This is a genomic window from Gilliamella intestini (assembly GCF_900094935.1).
GTDB lineage: Bacteria > Pseudomonadota > Gammaproteobacteria > Enterobacterales > Orbaceae > Gilliamella > Gilliamella intestini.
Window position 1 is genome coordinate 20,821 of record NZ_FMBA01000023.1, and the last position, 15,735, is coordinate 36,555.

Sequence of the window (15,735 nt, forward strand, 5' to 3'; positions counted from 1 at the left end):
AACTTAACATTAATTGATTGTGTAGAAAACACCGTTTATGTTTATTAACATAAACGGCTATGATGTTATTAGACTGCTATTTTCTTAAATAAAAATAAGTTACTTAGAACGAAATAAATTATAGCTAAAACGGCATTTTAAAACCCGGTGGTAATTGCATGCCACCTGTAACTTGTGCCATTCGTTCTTTTTGTGCTTCGTCTAAACGACGGCTTGCATCGTTATAAGCTGCTGCAATAAGATCTTCTAGCATTTCTTTATCATCTTCGGTTAATAGCGATGGATCGATTTCAACGCGTTTACAGCTATGTGTACCGTTAACGGTCACTTTAACCATACCTGCACCTGATTCGCCTGTAACTTCTAATTTTGCGATCTCTTCTTGTGCTTGTTGCATTTTTGCTTGCATTTGTTGGGCTTGTTTCATTAAATTGCCCAATCCACCTTTTCCACCTGAAAACATAATAATTCCTCGTTTTAAAAAATATGACCATAATTATACAGGACGAACACTTGCTTCATCAATCTTAGCATCAAAATATCGACAAATTGTTGCCACTTTTGGATCTTCAGCAATCGTTATCTTCGCTTGTGCGAGTTTTTCTTGGTACAACTCTTCGCGCATTTCGATTGGTGTTTTATAATTTAGATCATCATCAATAATAATATTTACATCAAGCTCTTGGTTACGATGTTTGCAAAGCGCTTTTTTTACTTTAATCACATTCGATACCGAATTAATTAAATGTTTAACGTTTGAACGCAAATGCAACACAATCGTTTCATTATCTGTTTGCTCAACAGCCGAGTTAACAAAAATTTGCTTAATCAAAGGTGACAAATCCAATTGCTCAATTTCAGCACACCATGCATCCTTTTGAGCCATTTCTTCAATCAATTTTTTAGTCATTTCGGGTGTTTTTTCACCGTTAAGCGATTCACGAAAGGCTTTAGTATCAACCACAATCTCTTCTTTCATCGGAATTAAACCACTAGCTTGCCATTGATAATTTTCGGCTGTGATTTCTTCTTCGTCGTTACCATTATCGCTATCATTATCAACATGACTATCATTATTATCGGTATTGATAGACTCAACAGGAACCGAATTTTGCTTAATTCGTTCAAGTGATGCGTTGATTACAGGGCTTTTAGGTTGAGCCTTAGCCTCAACCGTTTTAGACTTTTTTGGATTTTGTTCCTCTTTCATCAACTGCATGCGCATTTCTAAAATGCTTTTAGTCACCGTCGAAACATCATCAGGAATCGCTAAATCATCATTTCCAGATTTAGCCATTTTTTCAACTTTTGGGCTAGTAACAGGTGACTTGTCACTCACTGGTTTAGAGGAATTTTGTGATTGCTTAGGTTCAGATAACGGTGCACTAAACGGTTGTTGCTTTTTAAGCGATGATGACTTAACGGGCTCTGAGTGATTAACCGCGTTATATTCAAGCTGACTTAATTGTTGTGCCTTTGTAGCTTGTGCTAGTGTTGCATGCGAAATTTGCGTTTGAGAATTAACTGACTTATTACCCTCTGCTTGCTTCGATACATTAGTTTGCTCTATTGCTTGAGCTTGATGTTGGGTTTGGGTTTGGGTTTGAGTTTGTGGCTGTAGCACAGTTGGCGGAACAACCGCATCAACGGCCTTTGGCATAAAAGCCAAGGCACGTAAAAAGCTCATTTCAACACCAATTTTTTTATCAGGAGCAAAAGCAAGCTCCTTACGCCCCATTAACAAAATTTGATAAAACAATTGCACATCGTTCGGTGCCATATATTGCGCTAAAAAACGAATACGTTCTTCGTTATCGGTATAATCACCTAATGCGGTTGGCACTACTTGCAATAACGCAATTTGGTGCAATAACGTAATGGTTTCGGCTAATAAATTATCCCAATCGGCACCTTGCATTGCCGCAGCCTCGATTTGTTGCATTAAGGCATTACCATCACCATGATGCAATGCTTCAACTAACGAAAATGGAATTGATTTATCAAGCGTACCAAGCATTACTGCTACTGATTCAGCATCAACCATACCATTACCAAGAGCAATAGCTTGATCGGTTAAACTTAGCGCATCGCGCATACTGCCATTAGCAGCCTTAGCCAATAGCCCAATGGCCTTGGGGGCGTGGCTAATTTGTTCTAACTGTAAAATATGATCGAGTTGCTTGCTGATTAACGCTGTGTCAAGTACATTTAGATGTAAATGCAAACAGCGCGACAAAATGGTAATCGGCAACTTTTGTGGATCGGTTGTTGCCAATAAAAACTTAACATGTTCGGGTGGCTCTTCTAAGGTTTTTAGTAGTGCATTAAAGCTACTGCGTGAAAGCATATGGACTTCGTCAATCAAGTAGACCTTAAAGCGCCCTTTGGTTGGTAAGTATTGAATATTATCAAGAATTTCACGGGTGTCTTCGACTTTGGTTCGTGATGCGGCGTCGATTTCGAGCAAGTCAACAAATCTTCCTTGCTCAATATCACGACAATTATCACAAACGCCGCAAGGTGTTGCCGTAATGCCTGTTTCGCAATTGAGCCCTTTTGCTAATAAACGTGCAATTGACGTTTTACCCACGCCTCGTGTGCCTGAAAATAAATAAGCATGATGAACGCGACCAAGTGATAGTGCATTAGACAAAATTTTAAGGACATGCTCCTGTCCTACAACTTCAGAAAATGATTTTGGTCGCCATTTGCGTGCTAAAACTTGATAACTCATAATCACCATAAATTATTGCCATTGAATTTGGCGCTAATCATACCATAAAGAGCTAAATTAGTCTTTATATAAGCAATAATCGATATAATATTATCCTATGCAAATTAACGCTTTGTTTTATAACTTTTAAATAGCTAATCGCTTTCTAATTATGCTATGCCTCGATTAAAGTTTACATCACTCTTTTTTAGCTTGAAACGGTATAGACTCCTGAATATTTTTTACAAAAAATAGAATCTAAAAAGCGGACAGTTGTATAAATATTCAACACTCAGCAAATAACTTATGTAAAACGTTAATCGGTTTGTTTAAGTATTTTATATTTATGTGTGTTATGTTATTTAATGCCTTGTAAGGCGTTGAATATTATAAATAGAATGTTATAGATAAACAGTGGTGTCGATATATCGATTTTAGTAAGATAGTTTTTTATGGATATTTATTGCCTCATTACTCAAATGACTGTAAATAACGTTAAAGATACCTGCACGCTTATTTGTCCCAATATGTTTTGATCGCAAATCCTAATAAATTACTTGTCATTTTTACTCGTTGCAACTGTAAAGCCCAAATCGGCGCTTTGATGACTCTTGCAAAGGGGAATGCTTGATAATATTGCCCATAAGCTTGTTTGGCTTGTTCATTTTGTAATTGAGTTGCTTTAGCTTGAAATTGGATACCTTGGATTTGCGCAATAGTTTTGGGATTAACGCTAATGGTTCCTGCCACTTGAGGATGTACTAACATCGCTTTGGCATGCTGAGTTTTTAGTTCGGAAAGGAAGTATAAGCACATTAGTTGTTCATCAAATACATAAAAAGCATTACACGCCCATGGTGTGTTGTCTGGTAAGATAACACTGAGTGTTAACACATGATGCTTTTTGATAAATTTTATGATTTTAAGATCAGCTTGCATACTTTTAGCTTATATGAGTTATTCTGGTTTGTGATTTAAGTGCAAATCTTCCCCCCAGCGTGGTAGTGTTGGAATATCAAGACCAAATAAGTCAAGTGCTCTAGCTACGCTATGGGTGACGATATCATCCAAACATTCAATATGCTGATATAAAGCTGGTACTGGCGGGCATATTACTCCGCCCATAAGGGTGACTGCTTCCATATTTTTTATATGTGCTAAGTTTAAGGGCGATTCGCGTACCATTAGCACTAAACGACGACGCTCTTTTAATACCACATCGGCAGCGCGGGTGAGTAAATTATCAGATAACCCTTGCGCTATGGCGGCAAGTGTTCGCATTGAGCAAGGAGCGATCAGCATGCCTATGGTTTTAAATGAACCACTTGCAATGGCAGCGCCAATGTTATTAACAGCATATATTTTATCTGCTAGTGATTCTATTTGCGCTAAGCTTATATCAGGTGCTTCGTAAGCGCGTGTGACATGTGCCGCTTTTGAGATCACTACATGTGTTTGGATATTGAGCGGCTTTAAAAGCGTCAACGCTTTGATTCCATAAGCAAATCCTGTTGCGCCACTAATACCAATTACTATCCGCTGTTGTGTCATGCTTGTTCCTTTATTAATATCAAATTGCAACAAATATCATTAATTACTATTTTAAATAGTTAACCAGTCAAATGATACTTTAAAAAATAAATGATATTAAAGCTTGTTATGAAATAAATGACTATACCTATCTATTGATACTGAATCAAGTAGTCACTAGCTGTTAGCATGGCTATTACATTAATAATACGTAAATTACATGGGGGAAAGAGTGTTTATTTATTAGGTTGCGTTTATGGCTACCTTGTATAAGTGGTAGCCTTTTTTAATAATTTATTCTTTAGCCATTGGCTCATTAACAACTTTGGTTTGTTGCTCACCTTGAATAGCTTTAATCTTTTCTGCATATTTTGTTACAGCGTCTTTATTGGATAATAAGCTATAAGTTAGGGTAAACTCAGTGCTTTGTCCAGGTTCTAACTGACGCACACGTTTTTGCTCACGTTCGATAGTTACTGGATAAGCAAAACTGGTGCCAGGCTCTAAACCAGTGACATAGCCTTGTTTTAAGGTATCGGTATTTTTCCACAATGAAAGCACGGGTAGCTGATTAATATTAAAAGCAATACCGGCTGCTTTATCGCCTGCTTTATTGGTTACCATCACCTGTGTTTGCCCGTTGGTATCAGCAAAAGGATAAACATTAAATACCATTTCATCAAAGCCTTTAGTTGGACCTAAATAAGTTTGCCATGTGTTAAGACCACCTTTTGCATAATCGTTAAATGGTGAAATTTCTTTAACAGGTGCTACAAATTTCGCTCCTTCTTCAAGAATTGGAGTGCCAAAATTACTATGATAGATGATCTGATAATCGCGGGTGTAATCACTCTTATTGGTAACCACATCATGGACAGTAAACTCTTTACTTCCTGGTACATAACTAAGTGATACCCACGTTTCTAGATTACTTTTTTTGAAGGTATTTTCTTTGATTAGACCTTTAACCGTAATGGTATGCGGTGTTTTATCACTAATATCAACGATTAATTTAGATACAGGAGTATTTTGGGCTCGACCATGAAGCGTGTACATCATTCCATCAGCTTGAGCCGCATGACCTGTCCATTCAAAACCACAACGAACCATCATTTCGTTAAAGCCATCTAACCAACCTATTCCACCACGGCTTTCTAAGTTAATATATTTAGGATTAACAACTTCGTCTACTGGTGAATCCCACCCCATACGTACGCCATCACCAACAACAGATAAAATACCTAAACCACGAGTTGGAATTAATTTAATAGTAAAATCATCACTAGAAATAGTAAGAAGTTCTGTACCGTCTTGTTTTCCACCTTTGAGCACAGTATTTTGAATGGTAAATTTATTACCATTTACACCTAAATCTTGATTTGAAATTGACCAGTTACCTTTAGCAATATTCTTTTCGGTATCTGTTAATACAAACTCTTTAGCATTGGCGTTATAACTAATCAAACTAAGTACTACAGCTAATGAAACAGTTTTGACTTTCATAATATTCCTCATCTTTCATAGTTAATAAAATAGTACTGAATCGTTTCAGTCAATATGGCACAAAATAGCAACAATAAACAAAAGAAATATTATAAAAATGAGAAGTTATTCACACTTTTCCGACATCAAATAATTGCACATTATAAAATTGTTTTATTTATCCGAATCAGTGTGAAATGTTTGTAGATCAGTGCTAAGGTCTTATTTGCCCTGCTTTCCAGTGTTTTCGACATACTGAGTGGTATTCGCTGTCACCCAGATGAATGGAATTGCCAAATTTTACAATTTGTCCGTCTTGTCCTTCTAGTAAAATCATAGTCGCTTTTTTGCCACACCAACAGACGGTTTTAAGCTCTCTGAAATTATCGGCAATTTCGAGCAGTGTTTTAGAACCTTCAAATAAATGTCCCATATAATCGGTTTTGATGCCAAAGAACATAATAGGCACGCCTTTTTCATCGCAGACATCTGATAGTTTCCAGATAGTGTTGCGTGATAAAAATTGACTTTCATCAATAAGTATACAAGCGTAGTTACTTTGTTTGATGTGCTCAATAATGCCATCAACCGTTGTATCATCAAGCTGAAGCGCCTTTTTGCGTAACCCTAAGCGCGAGACAATTTCAACCGCCGAATCGCGCGTATCAACCGATGATTTAAGCAGTAACGTTTGCATGTTGTTACTTAGGTAGTTGTGGTCAATTTGTAGTAGTTCGGTGGATTTACCAGCATTCATTACGCCATATATATAGTAGATCTTAGACAAAATAACGCTCTCAAAATTAAAAGAAATAAGACATAAAAATCAGTGAATAAAAGCTATTATGCAGATAATAAAAAAGGTAAGTTAAACAACCTACCTTTTTGTTTGCTTAAAAAATAATTATTTTGCTTTACCTTGGTTGGCAACTGCTGCTTGTTTTGCAGCGATTTCATCTGCGTTGCCTAGGTAATAGTGTTTGATGACTTTCATATTGTCGTCAAATTCGTACACTAATGGTACACCTGTTGGGATGTTAAGTTCGATGATATCGTCATCGCTAATATTGTCTAGGTGTTTTACTAGCGCACGTAGTGAGTTACCATGAGCGGCAATAATAACACGTTCACCTTTAGCTACTCGTGGGGCAATGGTTGATTCCCAGTAAGGTAATACACGTTTGATCGTTAATGCTAAGCTTTCAGTTAATGGTAGTTCTGATTCTGGTAATTTGCTGTAGCGTGAATCATGACCAGGGAAGCGTTCATCTGATTTTTCAAGTGCAGGAGGTGTGATTGCAAAGCCACGACGCCATAATTTGACTTGGTCATCACCATATTTTGCCGCTGTTTCAGCTTTATTCAAGCCTTGTAATGCACCATAATGGCGTTCATTTAATTTCCAACTTTTTTCAACCGGCAACCATGCTTGGTCAACTTCGTCTAAAACGTGCCATAAAGTGTGAATTGCACGTTTTAATACTGATGTATAAGCATAATCAAATTCAAAACCTTCTTGTTTAAGTAATTTACCTGCTTCAGCGGCTTCTTGGTTGCCTTTGTCAGATAAATCAACATCAGTCCAACCGCAAAAACGGTTTTCTTGGTTCCAAACGCTTTCTCCATGTCGAATAAGCACTAATTTTTTTACTGCCATAAATATAACTCCTTTGTTACATAGATTTAATTTTAGTAAATTCTTATTTATGGATATACCACCTAGTTGCTGCTTGGCATATCTATTAGCATTGCGTCAATTAATTAACACAACACATTTATTATTATTTTGATAAATATTTTAATGGATCAACTGATTGCGCTTTGTATCGAATTTCAAAGTGTAATCTAACCGACGATGTGCCTGTTGCTCCCATTGTAGCAATTTGTTCACCCGCACGCACTGCTTGTTGTTCTTTAACTAATATAGATTGGTTGTGTGCATATGCTGTTAAATAGTCATCATTATGTTTAATAATAATTAAATTACCATAGCCGGGTAATGCATTACCCGAATAGACAACTCGCCCATCAGCTGCAGCCATGACTTTGTCGCCAAGTGAACCTGAAATATCAATACCTTTACTTGCTCTTGAATATTTTTCAATAATTTTACCTCGAGCCGGCCATCGCCAAGCGATATTGACAATATTTGAATTTGCTTTTTGATTACTTGCAGAATCCTCTAGTGGTTCGGTGATAGTTTCAGTTGTTTCGGTTGTTGTTGGACGTTTATTTTTATCTATTGTAGTAATTGAAGTCGTTGTTGTCTTGGTTATTGTTGGTTTAGTTTTGGCTTGTCCAATCACTACAGATGAGTTATTGGTATTTGATTTATTTACTGTTGTATTATTTGTTGTAGTTTTTTGTGTTACCACAACAGTCCCACCACTAACATCTAATACTTGACCGACATTAACCGCAAAAGGCTCTTTGATGTTATTTTTAGCCGCTAATGAACGATAATCATTGCCCGTTACCCACGCAATATAAAATAAGGTGTCACCACGTTTAACCGTGTAAGTATCGCCTTGATATCCGCCTTTTGGAATATCATCATAATTACGATTATAAACAATACGCTCATTACTAATCACCGTACTATTATTGGTGCTGTTAGTAACCGCAGAAGAAGATACCCTACCTCTTGTTGAGATATTGGCTGGTGGTTTAGTATAAACAGAAGAAGTTGATGAACCACCTGCGCTAGAAATATCTTCGATTTCGGCTTGCTCGGTTTGTGTACACGCAACAATTAACAAACTTAAGCAACTTAATATAAATATTTTTTTCAAAGCGACACCTTTCATTCGTGAATTTTATTTTTAGCTATTTTTTATTCAATAGCATTTTATACATCTTGTTTAATTAGCACATTTTAGCGTTTTTATAGCAAAAAGCTATTATATTGATTACTTATTGGTTAAATCAATAAATTCACTCAAAATTTGATAGTTTTGCCTATAAATTTTTTTAAAAAATAATTATTATGACTATTTTTTACTGTTTGGGATTAACTATTTATTTGGTTTTTGTTGGATTTATTTTGAATGTAATGAGTATATACAATAAAATAGGTTTTCGTACAGTATCTTTACCGTATTTCTATAAAAATTTAATGTGATTTAAAATAATGACTTTATATATTGTTGCAACACCAATTGGAAACTTAGATGATATTACACTTAGAGCAATCAATACTCTTAAAAGCGTTGATCTTATTGCGGCTGAAGATACTCGCCATAGCGGTCTACTTTTACAACATCTTGGCATTAAAGCAAAGCTATTTGCTTTGCACGATCATAATGAACAAGAAAAGTCTCACCTTTTGATTGAAAAACTAAAATCTGGCTTATCTATTGCTTTAATTTCAGATGCTGGTACACCATTAATTAACGATCCCGGTTATCACTTGGTTAAAGCTTGTCGTGATAATAATATTCAAGTCGTGCCAATTCCTGGTGCTTGTGCTGCTATTGCAGCGTTATCTGTTGCTGGACTACCTTCTGATAAATTCAGTTATGAAGGATTTTTACCCGCTAAAAGCAAAGCACGGCAAGATAGTTTAGCTAAATTAATTGATGAACCACGAACTATGATTTTTTATGAGTCAACGCATCGTTTGCTAGATACACTGCAAGATATGCAAACTGTTTTTGGTGCAAATAAACGTGTTGTTTTAGCTAAAGAACTCACCAAAACATGGGAAACTATTGTCAGTTTTACCATAAGCGAGCTAGTAGCATGGCTAAACGAAGATACGAATCGCCAAAAAGGCGAATTTGTTTTAATTGTTGAAGGTTATGTAAAAACCGATAATGACATTGACCAAAAAGCCATTAATACCCTTAAATTATTACAAAAAGAGTTACCTCTTAAAAAAGCTGCTGCTATTACAGCTGAAATCTATGGACTTAAAAAGAACCAGCTTTATCAAATTGGTTTGGATGCAGAGCAATAATTAAACCGCTAACAATTTGCTGATTATGCCACATCACCAGTAAAGTCGGTATCGCGCTTACCACTTACCCATTCATTTCAAACTAGTCGGTTTTGTGAATTTTTAATTGATACTAGCTGATCATACCTTTTAACAAATAAAAAACCGTAAAGACTAAATTAATCACCAAACGGTATACACTCCTGAATATTTTTTACAAAAAATATAACCTAAACCATAAACATCACATCATTAAAATATCTATCTTTTTCTTATTTGTGCGGTGGCTAACAAATTTATAAATTTTAATTGATACTAGCTGATCATACCTTTTAACAAATGAAAAACCGCAAAGGCTAAATTAATCACCAAACGGTATACAATCCTGAATATTTTTTACAAAAAATATAACCTAAACCGTAAACATCACATCATTAAAGTATCTATCTTTTTCTTATTTGCTCGTTGGCTGACAAGTTTATAAATTTGGATGCCTAACCATAAAACGTTTAGCCAAATCGGTAACAATTATTTTCTTTATAATTTAAATACCTTATCTATTGTCTAAGATACGGTTTTATGGGTATTGATTACAGTCATTTCTCGAATTACTGTAAATAACGTGAGCAATTCTGACATTTATTACTTGATCTATCGATAAGAATATTGGCACAAATAGCACAATTTAGTATATAATCGCCCCTTATTTTTAAGACACTTTAAAACAAAAGGTAACAAACAGTATGGGATTTAAATGTGGGATTGTCGGATTACCGAATGTAGGTAAGTCAACGCTTTTTAACGCACTAACTAAAGCAGGCATTGAAGCGGCTAACTTTCCGTTTTGTACTATCGAGCCAAATACTGGGGTTGTGCCGATGCCCGATCCACGTTTAGATGAGCTAGCTAAAATTGTTAAACCACAACGCACTTTGCCAACAACGATGGAGTTTGTTGATATTGCAGGCCTTGTTAAAGGGGCGTCAAAAGGTGAAGGCCTTGGCAATCAATTTTTAGCCAATATTCGTGAAACCGAAGCCATTGGGCATGTTGTGCGTTGCTTTGAAAACGAGAACATTGTCCACGTTGCGGGTAAAATCGATCCTGCTGAAGATATCGAAATTATCAATACCGAGCTAGCATTAGCCGATCTTGAAGCATGTGAACGAGCAATAACTCGCCAACAAAAACGCGCTAAAGGTGGCGATAAAGACGCCAAATTTGAAGTGGAAATCCTTGAAAAGTGTTTACCTCATCTTGAGCAAGGCAAAAAGCTACTCTTATTAGATCTTAGCAAAGAAGAACTTGAAGCCATCAAATACCTTAGTTTTTTAACGTTAAAACCAACTATGTACATTGCCAATGTGAATGAAGATGGTTTTGAAAATAATCCTTATTTAGATAAAGTTAAAGCAATAGCAGAACAAGAAAAAGCGGTTGTAGTACCTGTTTGTGCAGCAATTGAAGCAGAACTTGCCGAACTTGATGATGCCGATCGTGATGAATTTATGCAAGATTTAGGCCTAACCGAACCCGGTTTAAACCGTGTAATTCGTGCTGGATACAGCTTGCTTAATCTGCAAACTTATTTTACCGCAGGTGTTAAAGAAGTTCGTGCTTGGACCATTTCGGTTGGTGATACGGCTCCGCAAGCGGCAGGAAAAATTCATACCGATTTTGAAAAAGGCTTTATTCGTGCGCAAACCATTGCCTTTGATGATTTTATTAAATACGGCGGTGAGCAAGGTGCTAAAGAGGCAGGCAAAATGCGGGCTGAAGGTAAAGACTATATCGTGCAAGATGGCGATATTATGAATTTCTTATTTAATGTGTAGTTGATTATTTTACGTCGCCTTTTGGCGACGTTTTTGTATTGACTTTATATAACTAATTAATATTAAATTAACATTAAGATAAAATTAATTTTTTTACTTAAACGTAGTGTTACCTGAAACTTCTTGTCAACTGAACCAATAATAGATTGGTAAATATAAGGGCTGTCCACTTTTATGTTACTCACTTTTCAACAAGCCAAGCAACAAATGCTTCAAAGCGCATCAACCATAAAATCTCTGCATAGTGAAAAAGTTACGTTATTTGAAGCATTAGAAAGGATTACCGCTGAACCTGTAATTTCCCCTATTAATGTACCTAGTTTTGATAATTCAGCGATGGATGGTTATGCGATTCGATTAGCGGATCTTAAGCAATCAAAATTGCTGCCACGGGCTGGTGCGATTTTTGCAGGCGATGATATAAGCAATCTTCATTGGTCACAAGGTACTTGTTTACGCATTATGACAGGTGCGCCTGTGCCAAAAGATGCCGATGCCGTAGTTATGCAAGAACAAACCGAAAAATCAGATTTGGGTATTGCGTTTTTAAGTCAGGTAAAAGCTGGCGATAATATCCGCCGTATGGGTGAAGATGTTAAACAAGATTCAATCATTATCAACAAAGGAACTAAATTAACAGTGCCAACCCTATCGACACTGGCAACGCTAGGCATGAGCGAACTTGTGGTATTTAAAAAGTTAAAAGTCGCTATTTTATCAACCGGTAATGAATTAACACCAATCGGTAAACCGTTGTCAGGTAATGGTGCTATTTATGACAGTAATCGCTTTACGCTAAAATTATTACTGAGCAAACTTAACTGTGAAATTGTTGATCTTGGTATTATTGCTGATGATCCAAACCAAATTAAACAAGCGTTGATAAGTGCATCAAGTCAGGCTGATTTGGTAATAACCAGCGGCGGTGTTTCAGTCGGTGATGCTGATTATACCAAAACTGCTTTAAAAGAACTCGGTACAATCAACTTTTGGAAGATGGCAATAAAACCGGGCAAACCTTTTGCTTTTGGTAAAATTGGCAATGCGCTATTTTGTGGCTTGCCAGGTAACCCTGTTTCGACCTTGGTGACATTTTACCAATTAGTGCAACCTTTGATTTTGGTGCTTTCAGGGCTTGAATATTCATCCATGGATTTTAGCTTTAAAGTTAAAACAGCAACAAATCTTAAAAAGACTGTCGGTAGGTTAGACTTTCAACGTGGTATGCTGCAAATCAATGCACAGGGCGAATTAGAAGTAAGTCCAACTGGAGCGCAAGGTTCGCATATTACTCAGTCATTTAATCAAGCAAACTGTTTTATTGTGCTTGAACAAGAACGAGGCAATGTAGCTAAAGGTGAACTTGTTACTGTTGAGCTATTCAATGCGCTATTAAAGTAGCCTAGGTTCAGGTTAATGCACTATTTAATATCAAAATAGTGCAACCAATATTGCGCCTGCCGCAATCATGGCAACGCCAATCCCTGCTAATAACGAGATCTTTTCACCAAATAAAACCATTGCAAACACAACCGCAAACACAACACTTAATTTATCAATTGGCGCAACTTGTGACACCTTGCCTTCTTTGATCGCCATAAAGTAAAATAACCAAGAGAGTGCGCCAGCAATGCCACTAAGCGCAATAATGAATAAAGCTTTTTTATCGTTAAAAAAGGTATTAATAAGGTTAAGCTTGCCTTGTACAACCACAACGCCAACTAAAAAAATGGCCATAACAATAGCACGAATGGCGGTTGCGGTGTTAGCATCAAGGTGTTGTAAACCAATTTTCCCTAAAATAGCAACACTGGCCGCAGTTATAGCTGAAAGTAATGCGTAAATAAGCCATGCACTCATATTAGTATTTATCGACTTTAAATAGATATTGTTGATTATTGGAATTAGTATTACATTGTTGCGATTTATTCATTACACCACGACAATCTTCTAAAACACCGTGTGCTTTTGACCAATGATAAGTTTTGCCTTTGTCGTTTTTGCCGCCACAACCAACTAATGTCAAACTAAACACTAAACAAGATAAACCTATAATGGCAGATTTCATTTCGTCCTCCTTTTTGCAAACATATAATTAACCATATTACGTTTGTTTTTATTTGAATTATTTTACTTCAGAATCAATACGATTAATAGCTTGGCTACCGCCTATTTTTATTAGATGAAAAGAGCGATTGCCTTTGTAGGCATTTAATAATTGCAAAGGCTCCTAATAGCGAACTCCCCACAAATTGTATACAAAAAATAGGAGTGATTTAAACACCGAAGCAATAAATACCACCACTATAAAAACTATAATAAAATCAACGTTTTTCTGATATTTTTTTGCTAAAATGATTTGGGATTTAAAATAAGCTACCGCTGTTGCGGTAGCTAACTGCAACAGCATAGCCCTGATTTAGGACAAAGCGCTAAACGCTAAGGTGTAACGCAAATAGCGCCATATTCGTCGGTACCACGACAATAAGGGTCGCCCCCTGGATCAGATGACTCACAAGGCTGGTGGTCCACATACCCGCCAAATAGGACAGCGAACCGACCGTGGCGAGTTTTGACGGGGAAGTCGTGGGTATTGCTCGTCCAGACCCTTGTATAAATAGGGTCCACTTCAGTATAATAACTACCACCATAATCAAAAACCTCCCCCCATTCACCCAAAAAGCCTCCTCCTATAACTCGAGTGTAACTGTTATTATCTGACGATGGCGTACCACCTACATTGCCTAAGGCTTCGTCTTTATAAAAAAAACTACTTGCGTTAGTTAAATCCTTTATTTGTGACATACGATAACCTAAACCATTACACCAGGCTAATTGTTTTGAATAGTAGGACACCTTTTTTCTACCGACAAACCACTGCCTTAACTGAAAACCATATTTGATTATTTCATTGCCTCCGCTGTCTTTACCCACTAACTCGAAGGTCTGTGGTAAATTTGGCTTAGCAATTGGCGCAGGAATGTCGTTATTTCCTTGTGCGATTGCCGATGGACCGGTTAACTTAACACGATACACAACAAAACAACCTTCATGGTTATAGTAGCGATGGTGAGATTTATCATATTGACCTTGATTATAATCACATCCTGTTAGTGGTGTCACCGCGGCAGTGATACCCGCGTGCGTCACTGGTGCCCATATCAAGTCAGTGGCATCTCCTTCTATCACTAAATCAAAAAACAAATTATTAGCACCTGTTGTTGGAAAATTAAGATGATATGATGCGGGATCGGTTGATTGAAGTAAAAATCCCCTATCTTTGTGCCATATATTAGGTGGACCAAAAAACTCTTGAGGCCGACCAGTAATATACTCCGTATAACCCTTCTTCATATTCGGCTTTGCGAATTTGACCTCACCCCATTTTGATGGTGGCAATATTATGGCATCACTGCGATTATTACCGTTTTGGCCTGCCAATACCTGCGCGCTGCATAAAAACGACAATAGTAATGCGAGTGATATCGCAAAAACGAGCAATGACCTAGATAATAACTTGAAAATCAGCAATATCCTTGACGGTAATTGTACCGATAACGCCAGCGATTCTATGGGCTTGGGTGATAAAAATAAGAGCTGAGTATGGTTTCGGCTATGATAAAACTGAAGTAGATTTAGGGCATAAGACTGGCAGTGTTTGGTGTTTGGTGTTTGGTGTTTGGTAATATGATAGTACATAATATTCTACCTGTCAAATAATTATTTGTTTTATTTTGTTTTTTTATAATTGCACGCTCATTTAATGAGCTCTCCCCTTGTTAAAGGAGGACTAAATTGTAATCGCTTAAACACTAAAAAAACAGTTTTTTATTAATTTTTTGTAAGCAGTTGTAAAGAGATGTGTTTTAGTTAAAAAACGTTAAATAAAAACTTTAATAAAATAAAGGTCTTTTCTCGCAGTTTTTATTGGGAATAGTTAAGGCGTTTAAATAAGCTACCGCTGTTGCGGTAGCTAACTGCAACAGCATAGCCCTGATTTAGGACAAAGCGCTAAACGCTAAGGTGTAACGCAAACAACGCCATGATGGTAGTAATTATGACAAAAAAAGTCGCTTGGATCAGATGAATCACAAGGCTGGTGGTCCACCTCCCCGAGCCAAGAAATGATAGCGAACCGACTGATGCGACTTCTGCTTCCACCGTCGTAGGGTCTGGTATTGCTCGTCCAGACATATCCACTAATAGGATCCACTCCAGGATAATATTTTCCAAAATCT

The 15,735-nt window shown here is 36.8% G+C and carries 16 protein-coding genes; 4 read left to right on the forward strand and 12 right to left on the reverse strand.

All coding sequences use genetic code 11. The annotated features are described in order from the left end of the window. Positions 1–124 precede the first annotated feature (124 nt). The 8 genes from GA0061080_RS07350 to nlpD form a co-directional block, all read right to left on the reverse strand. Positions 125–463 (reverse strand): YbaB/EbfC family nucleoid-associated protein, encoded by a 339-nt coding sequence (locus GA0061080_RS07350; protein WP_065635232.1) that lies wholly within the window; start codon positions 461–463, stop codon positions 125–127. Between the two features lie 33 nt (positions 464–496). Then, the gene (gene dnaX / locus GA0061080_RS07355; protein ID WP_091123460.1) at positions 497–2,734 is read right to left on the reverse strand and encodes a DNA polymerase III subunit gamma/tau; all 2,238 of its coding nucleotides are present in this window, start codon (positions 2,732–2,734) and stop codon (positions 497–499) included. A 492-nt stretch (positions 2,735–3,226) separates the two neighbouring features. Further along, positions 3,227–3,652: a PNPOx family protein gene (locus tag GA0061080_RS07360; protein WP_091123412.1), complete on the reverse strand. Its 426-nt coding sequence runs from the start codon at positions 3,650–3,652 to the stop codon at positions 3,227–3,229. An 18-nt stretch (positions 3,653–3,670) separates the two neighbouring features. Further along, positions 3,671–4,264 (reverse strand): UbiX family flavin prenyltransferase, encoded by a 594-nt coding sequence (locus tag GA0061080_RS07365; protein WP_091123416.1) that lies wholly within the window; start codon positions 4,262–4,264, stop codon positions 3,671–3,673. A 273-nt stretch (positions 4,265–4,537) separates the two neighbouring features. After that, positions 4,538–5,746 carry an aldose 1-epimerase family protein gene (locus GA0061080_RS07370; protein ID WP_091123419.1) on the reverse strand — a complete coding sequence of 403 codons (1,209 nt, stop codon included), beginning with the start codon at positions 5,744–5,746 and terminating at the stop codon, positions 4,538–4,540. Positions 5,747–5,939: 193 nt separating this feature from the next. After that, on the reverse strand, positions 5,940–6,512 hold the full coding sequence (locus GA0061080_RS07375; RefSeq protein ID WP_141683113.1) for a thymidine kinase: 573 nt from the start codon (positions 6,510–6,512) through the stop codon (positions 5,940–5,942). Positions 6,513–6,629: 117 nt separating this feature from the next. After that, positions 6,630–7,382 (reverse strand): 2,3-diphosphoglycerate-dependent phosphoglycerate mutase, encoded by a 753-nt coding sequence (gpmA, locus tag GA0061080_RS07380; protein WP_091123425.1) that lies wholly within the window; start codon positions 7,380–7,382, stop codon positions 6,630–6,632. A 124-nt stretch (positions 7,383–7,506) separates the two neighbouring features. Beyond that, positions 7,507–8,532: a murein hydrolase activator NlpD gene (gene nlpD / locus GA0061080_RS07385; RefSeq protein ID WP_091123429.1), complete on the reverse strand. Its 1,026-nt coding sequence runs from the start codon at positions 8,530–8,532 to the stop codon at positions 7,507–7,509. Between the two features lie 323 nt (positions 8,533–8,855). On the opposite strand from nlpD, the gene rsmI reads away from it, so the two are divergent. The 3 genes from rsmI to moeA all read left to right on the forward strand — a co-directional run bounded on the left by rsmI (position 8,856) and on the right by moeA (position 12,898). Beyond that, entirely contained in the window at positions 8,856–9,683 is an 828-nt protein-coding gene (gene rsmI, locus GA0061080_RS07390) for a 16S rRNA (cytidine(1402)-2'-O)-methyltransferase (protein WP_091123434.1), read from the forward strand. A gap of 722 nt (positions 9,684–10,405) precedes the next feature. Then, positions 10,406–11,497 carry a redox-regulated ATPase YchF gene (gene ychF / locus GA0061080_RS07395; RefSeq protein WP_034910937.1) on the forward strand — a complete coding sequence of 364 codons (1,092 nt, stop codon included), beginning with the start codon at positions 10,406–10,408 and terminating at the stop codon, positions 11,495–11,497. Between the two features lie 174 nt (positions 11,498–11,671). Continuing rightward, positions 11,672–12,898: a molybdopterin molybdotransferase MoeA gene (gene moeA, locus GA0061080_RS07400; protein ID WP_091123437.1), complete on the forward strand. Its 1,227-nt coding sequence runs from the start codon at positions 11,672–11,674 to the stop codon at positions 12,896–12,898. A 30-nt stretch (positions 12,899–12,928) separates the two neighbouring features. On the opposite strand, the gene GA0061080_RS07405 is transcribed toward moeA, so the two are convergent. From GA0061080_RS07405 to GA0061080_RS07415, 3 genes are all read right to left on the reverse strand, one after another. Beyond that, positions 12,929–13,357: an EamA family transporter gene (locus GA0061080_RS07405; RefSeq protein WP_091123441.1), complete on the reverse strand. Its 429-nt coding sequence runs from the start codon at positions 13,355–13,357 to the stop codon at positions 12,929–12,931. A 1-nt stretch (position 13,358) separates the two neighbouring features. Continuing rightward, positions 13,359–13,565, reverse strand: a complete 207-nt coding sequence (locus GA0061080_RS07410; RefSeq protein ID WP_091123444.1) for a hypothetical protein — start codon at positions 13,563–13,565, stop codon at positions 13,359–13,361. A gap of 371 nt (positions 13,566–13,936) precedes the next feature. Beyond that, a complete protein-coding gene (locus GA0061080_RS07415; protein WP_091123447.1) occupies positions 13,937–14,851 on the reverse strand; it encodes a hypothetical protein in 915 nt (304 codons plus the stop codon). 49 nt (positions 14,852–14,900) lie between these two features. Between GA0061080_RS07415 and GA0061080_RS07420 the strand changes: the two genes are divergently transcribed. Next, positions 14,901–15,098, forward strand: a complete 198-nt coding sequence (locus GA0061080_RS07420; RefSeq protein ID WP_091123450.1) for a hypothetical protein — start codon at positions 14,901–14,903, stop codon at positions 15,096–15,098. Positions 15,099–15,508: 410 nt separating this feature from the next. Here the strand turns inward: GA0061080_RS07420 and GA0061080_RS12765 are convergent. Then, positions 15,509–15,735 (reverse strand): hypothetical protein (locus GA0061080_RS12765; RefSeq protein ID WP_209435765.1); only part of this gene is annotated, 227 nt, incomplete at its 5' end.

What these genes read in the sequence shown, in the direction of transcription:
- rsmI (WP_091123434.1), top strand. Translation starts at nt 8,856, where the DNA reads ATGACTTTATATATTGTTGCAACACCAATTGGAAACTTAGATGATATT.
- ychF (WP_034910937.1), top strand. Translation starts at nt 10,406, where the DNA reads ATGGGATTTAAATGTGGGATTGTCGGATTACCGAATGTAGGTAAGTCA.
- dnaX (WP_091123460.1), bottom strand. Translation starts at nt 2,734, where the DNA reads ATGAGTTATCAAGTTTTAGCACGCAAATGGCGACCAAAATCATTTTCT.
- GA0061080_RS07405 (WP_091123441.1), bottom strand. Translation starts at nt 13,357, where the DNA reads ATGAGTGCATGGCTTATTTACGCATTACTTTCAGCTATAACTGCGGCC.
- nlpD (WP_091123429.1), bottom strand. Translation starts at nt 8,532, where the DNA reads ATGAAAGGTGTCGCTTTGAAAAAAATATTTATATTAAGTTGCTTAAGT.
- GA0061080_RS07410 (WP_091123444.1), bottom strand. Translation starts at nt 13,565, where the DNA reads ATGAAATCTGCCATTATAGGTTTATCTTGTTTAGTGTTTAGTTTGACA.
- GA0061080_RS07415 (WP_091123447.1), bottom strand. Translation starts at nt 14,851, where the DNA reads ATGAAGAAGGGTTATACGGAGTATATTACTGGTCGGCCTCAAGAGTTT.
- GA0061080_RS07370 (WP_091123419.1), bottom strand. Translation starts at nt 5,746, where the DNA reads ATGAAAGTCAAAACTGTTTCATTAGCTGTAGTACTTAGTTTGATTAGT.
- gpmA (WP_091123425.1), bottom strand. Translation starts at nt 7,382, where the DNA reads ATGGCAGTAAAAAAATTAGTGCTTATTCGACATGGAGAAAGCGTTTGG.
- GA0061080_RS07365 (WP_091123416.1), bottom strand. Translation starts at nt 4,264, where the DNA reads ATGACACAACAGCGGATAGTAATTGGTATTAGTGGCGCAACAGGATTT.
- GA0061080_RS07420 (WP_091123450.1), top strand. Translation starts at nt 14,901, where the DNA reads ATGGCATCACTGCGATTATTACCGTTTTGGCCTGCCAATACCTGCGCG.
- GA0061080_RS07350 (WP_065635232.1), bottom strand. Translation starts at nt 463, where the DNA reads ATGTTTTCAGGTGGAAAAGGTGGATTGGGCAATTTAATGAAACAAGCC.
- moeA (WP_091123437.1), top strand. Translation starts at nt 11,672, where the DNA reads ATGTTACTCACTTTTCAACAAGCCAAGCAACAAATGCTTCAAAGCGCA.
- GA0061080_RS07360 (WP_091123412.1), bottom strand. Translation starts at nt 3,652, where the DNA reads ATGCAAGCTGATCTTAAAATCATAAAATTTATCAAAAAGCATCATGTG.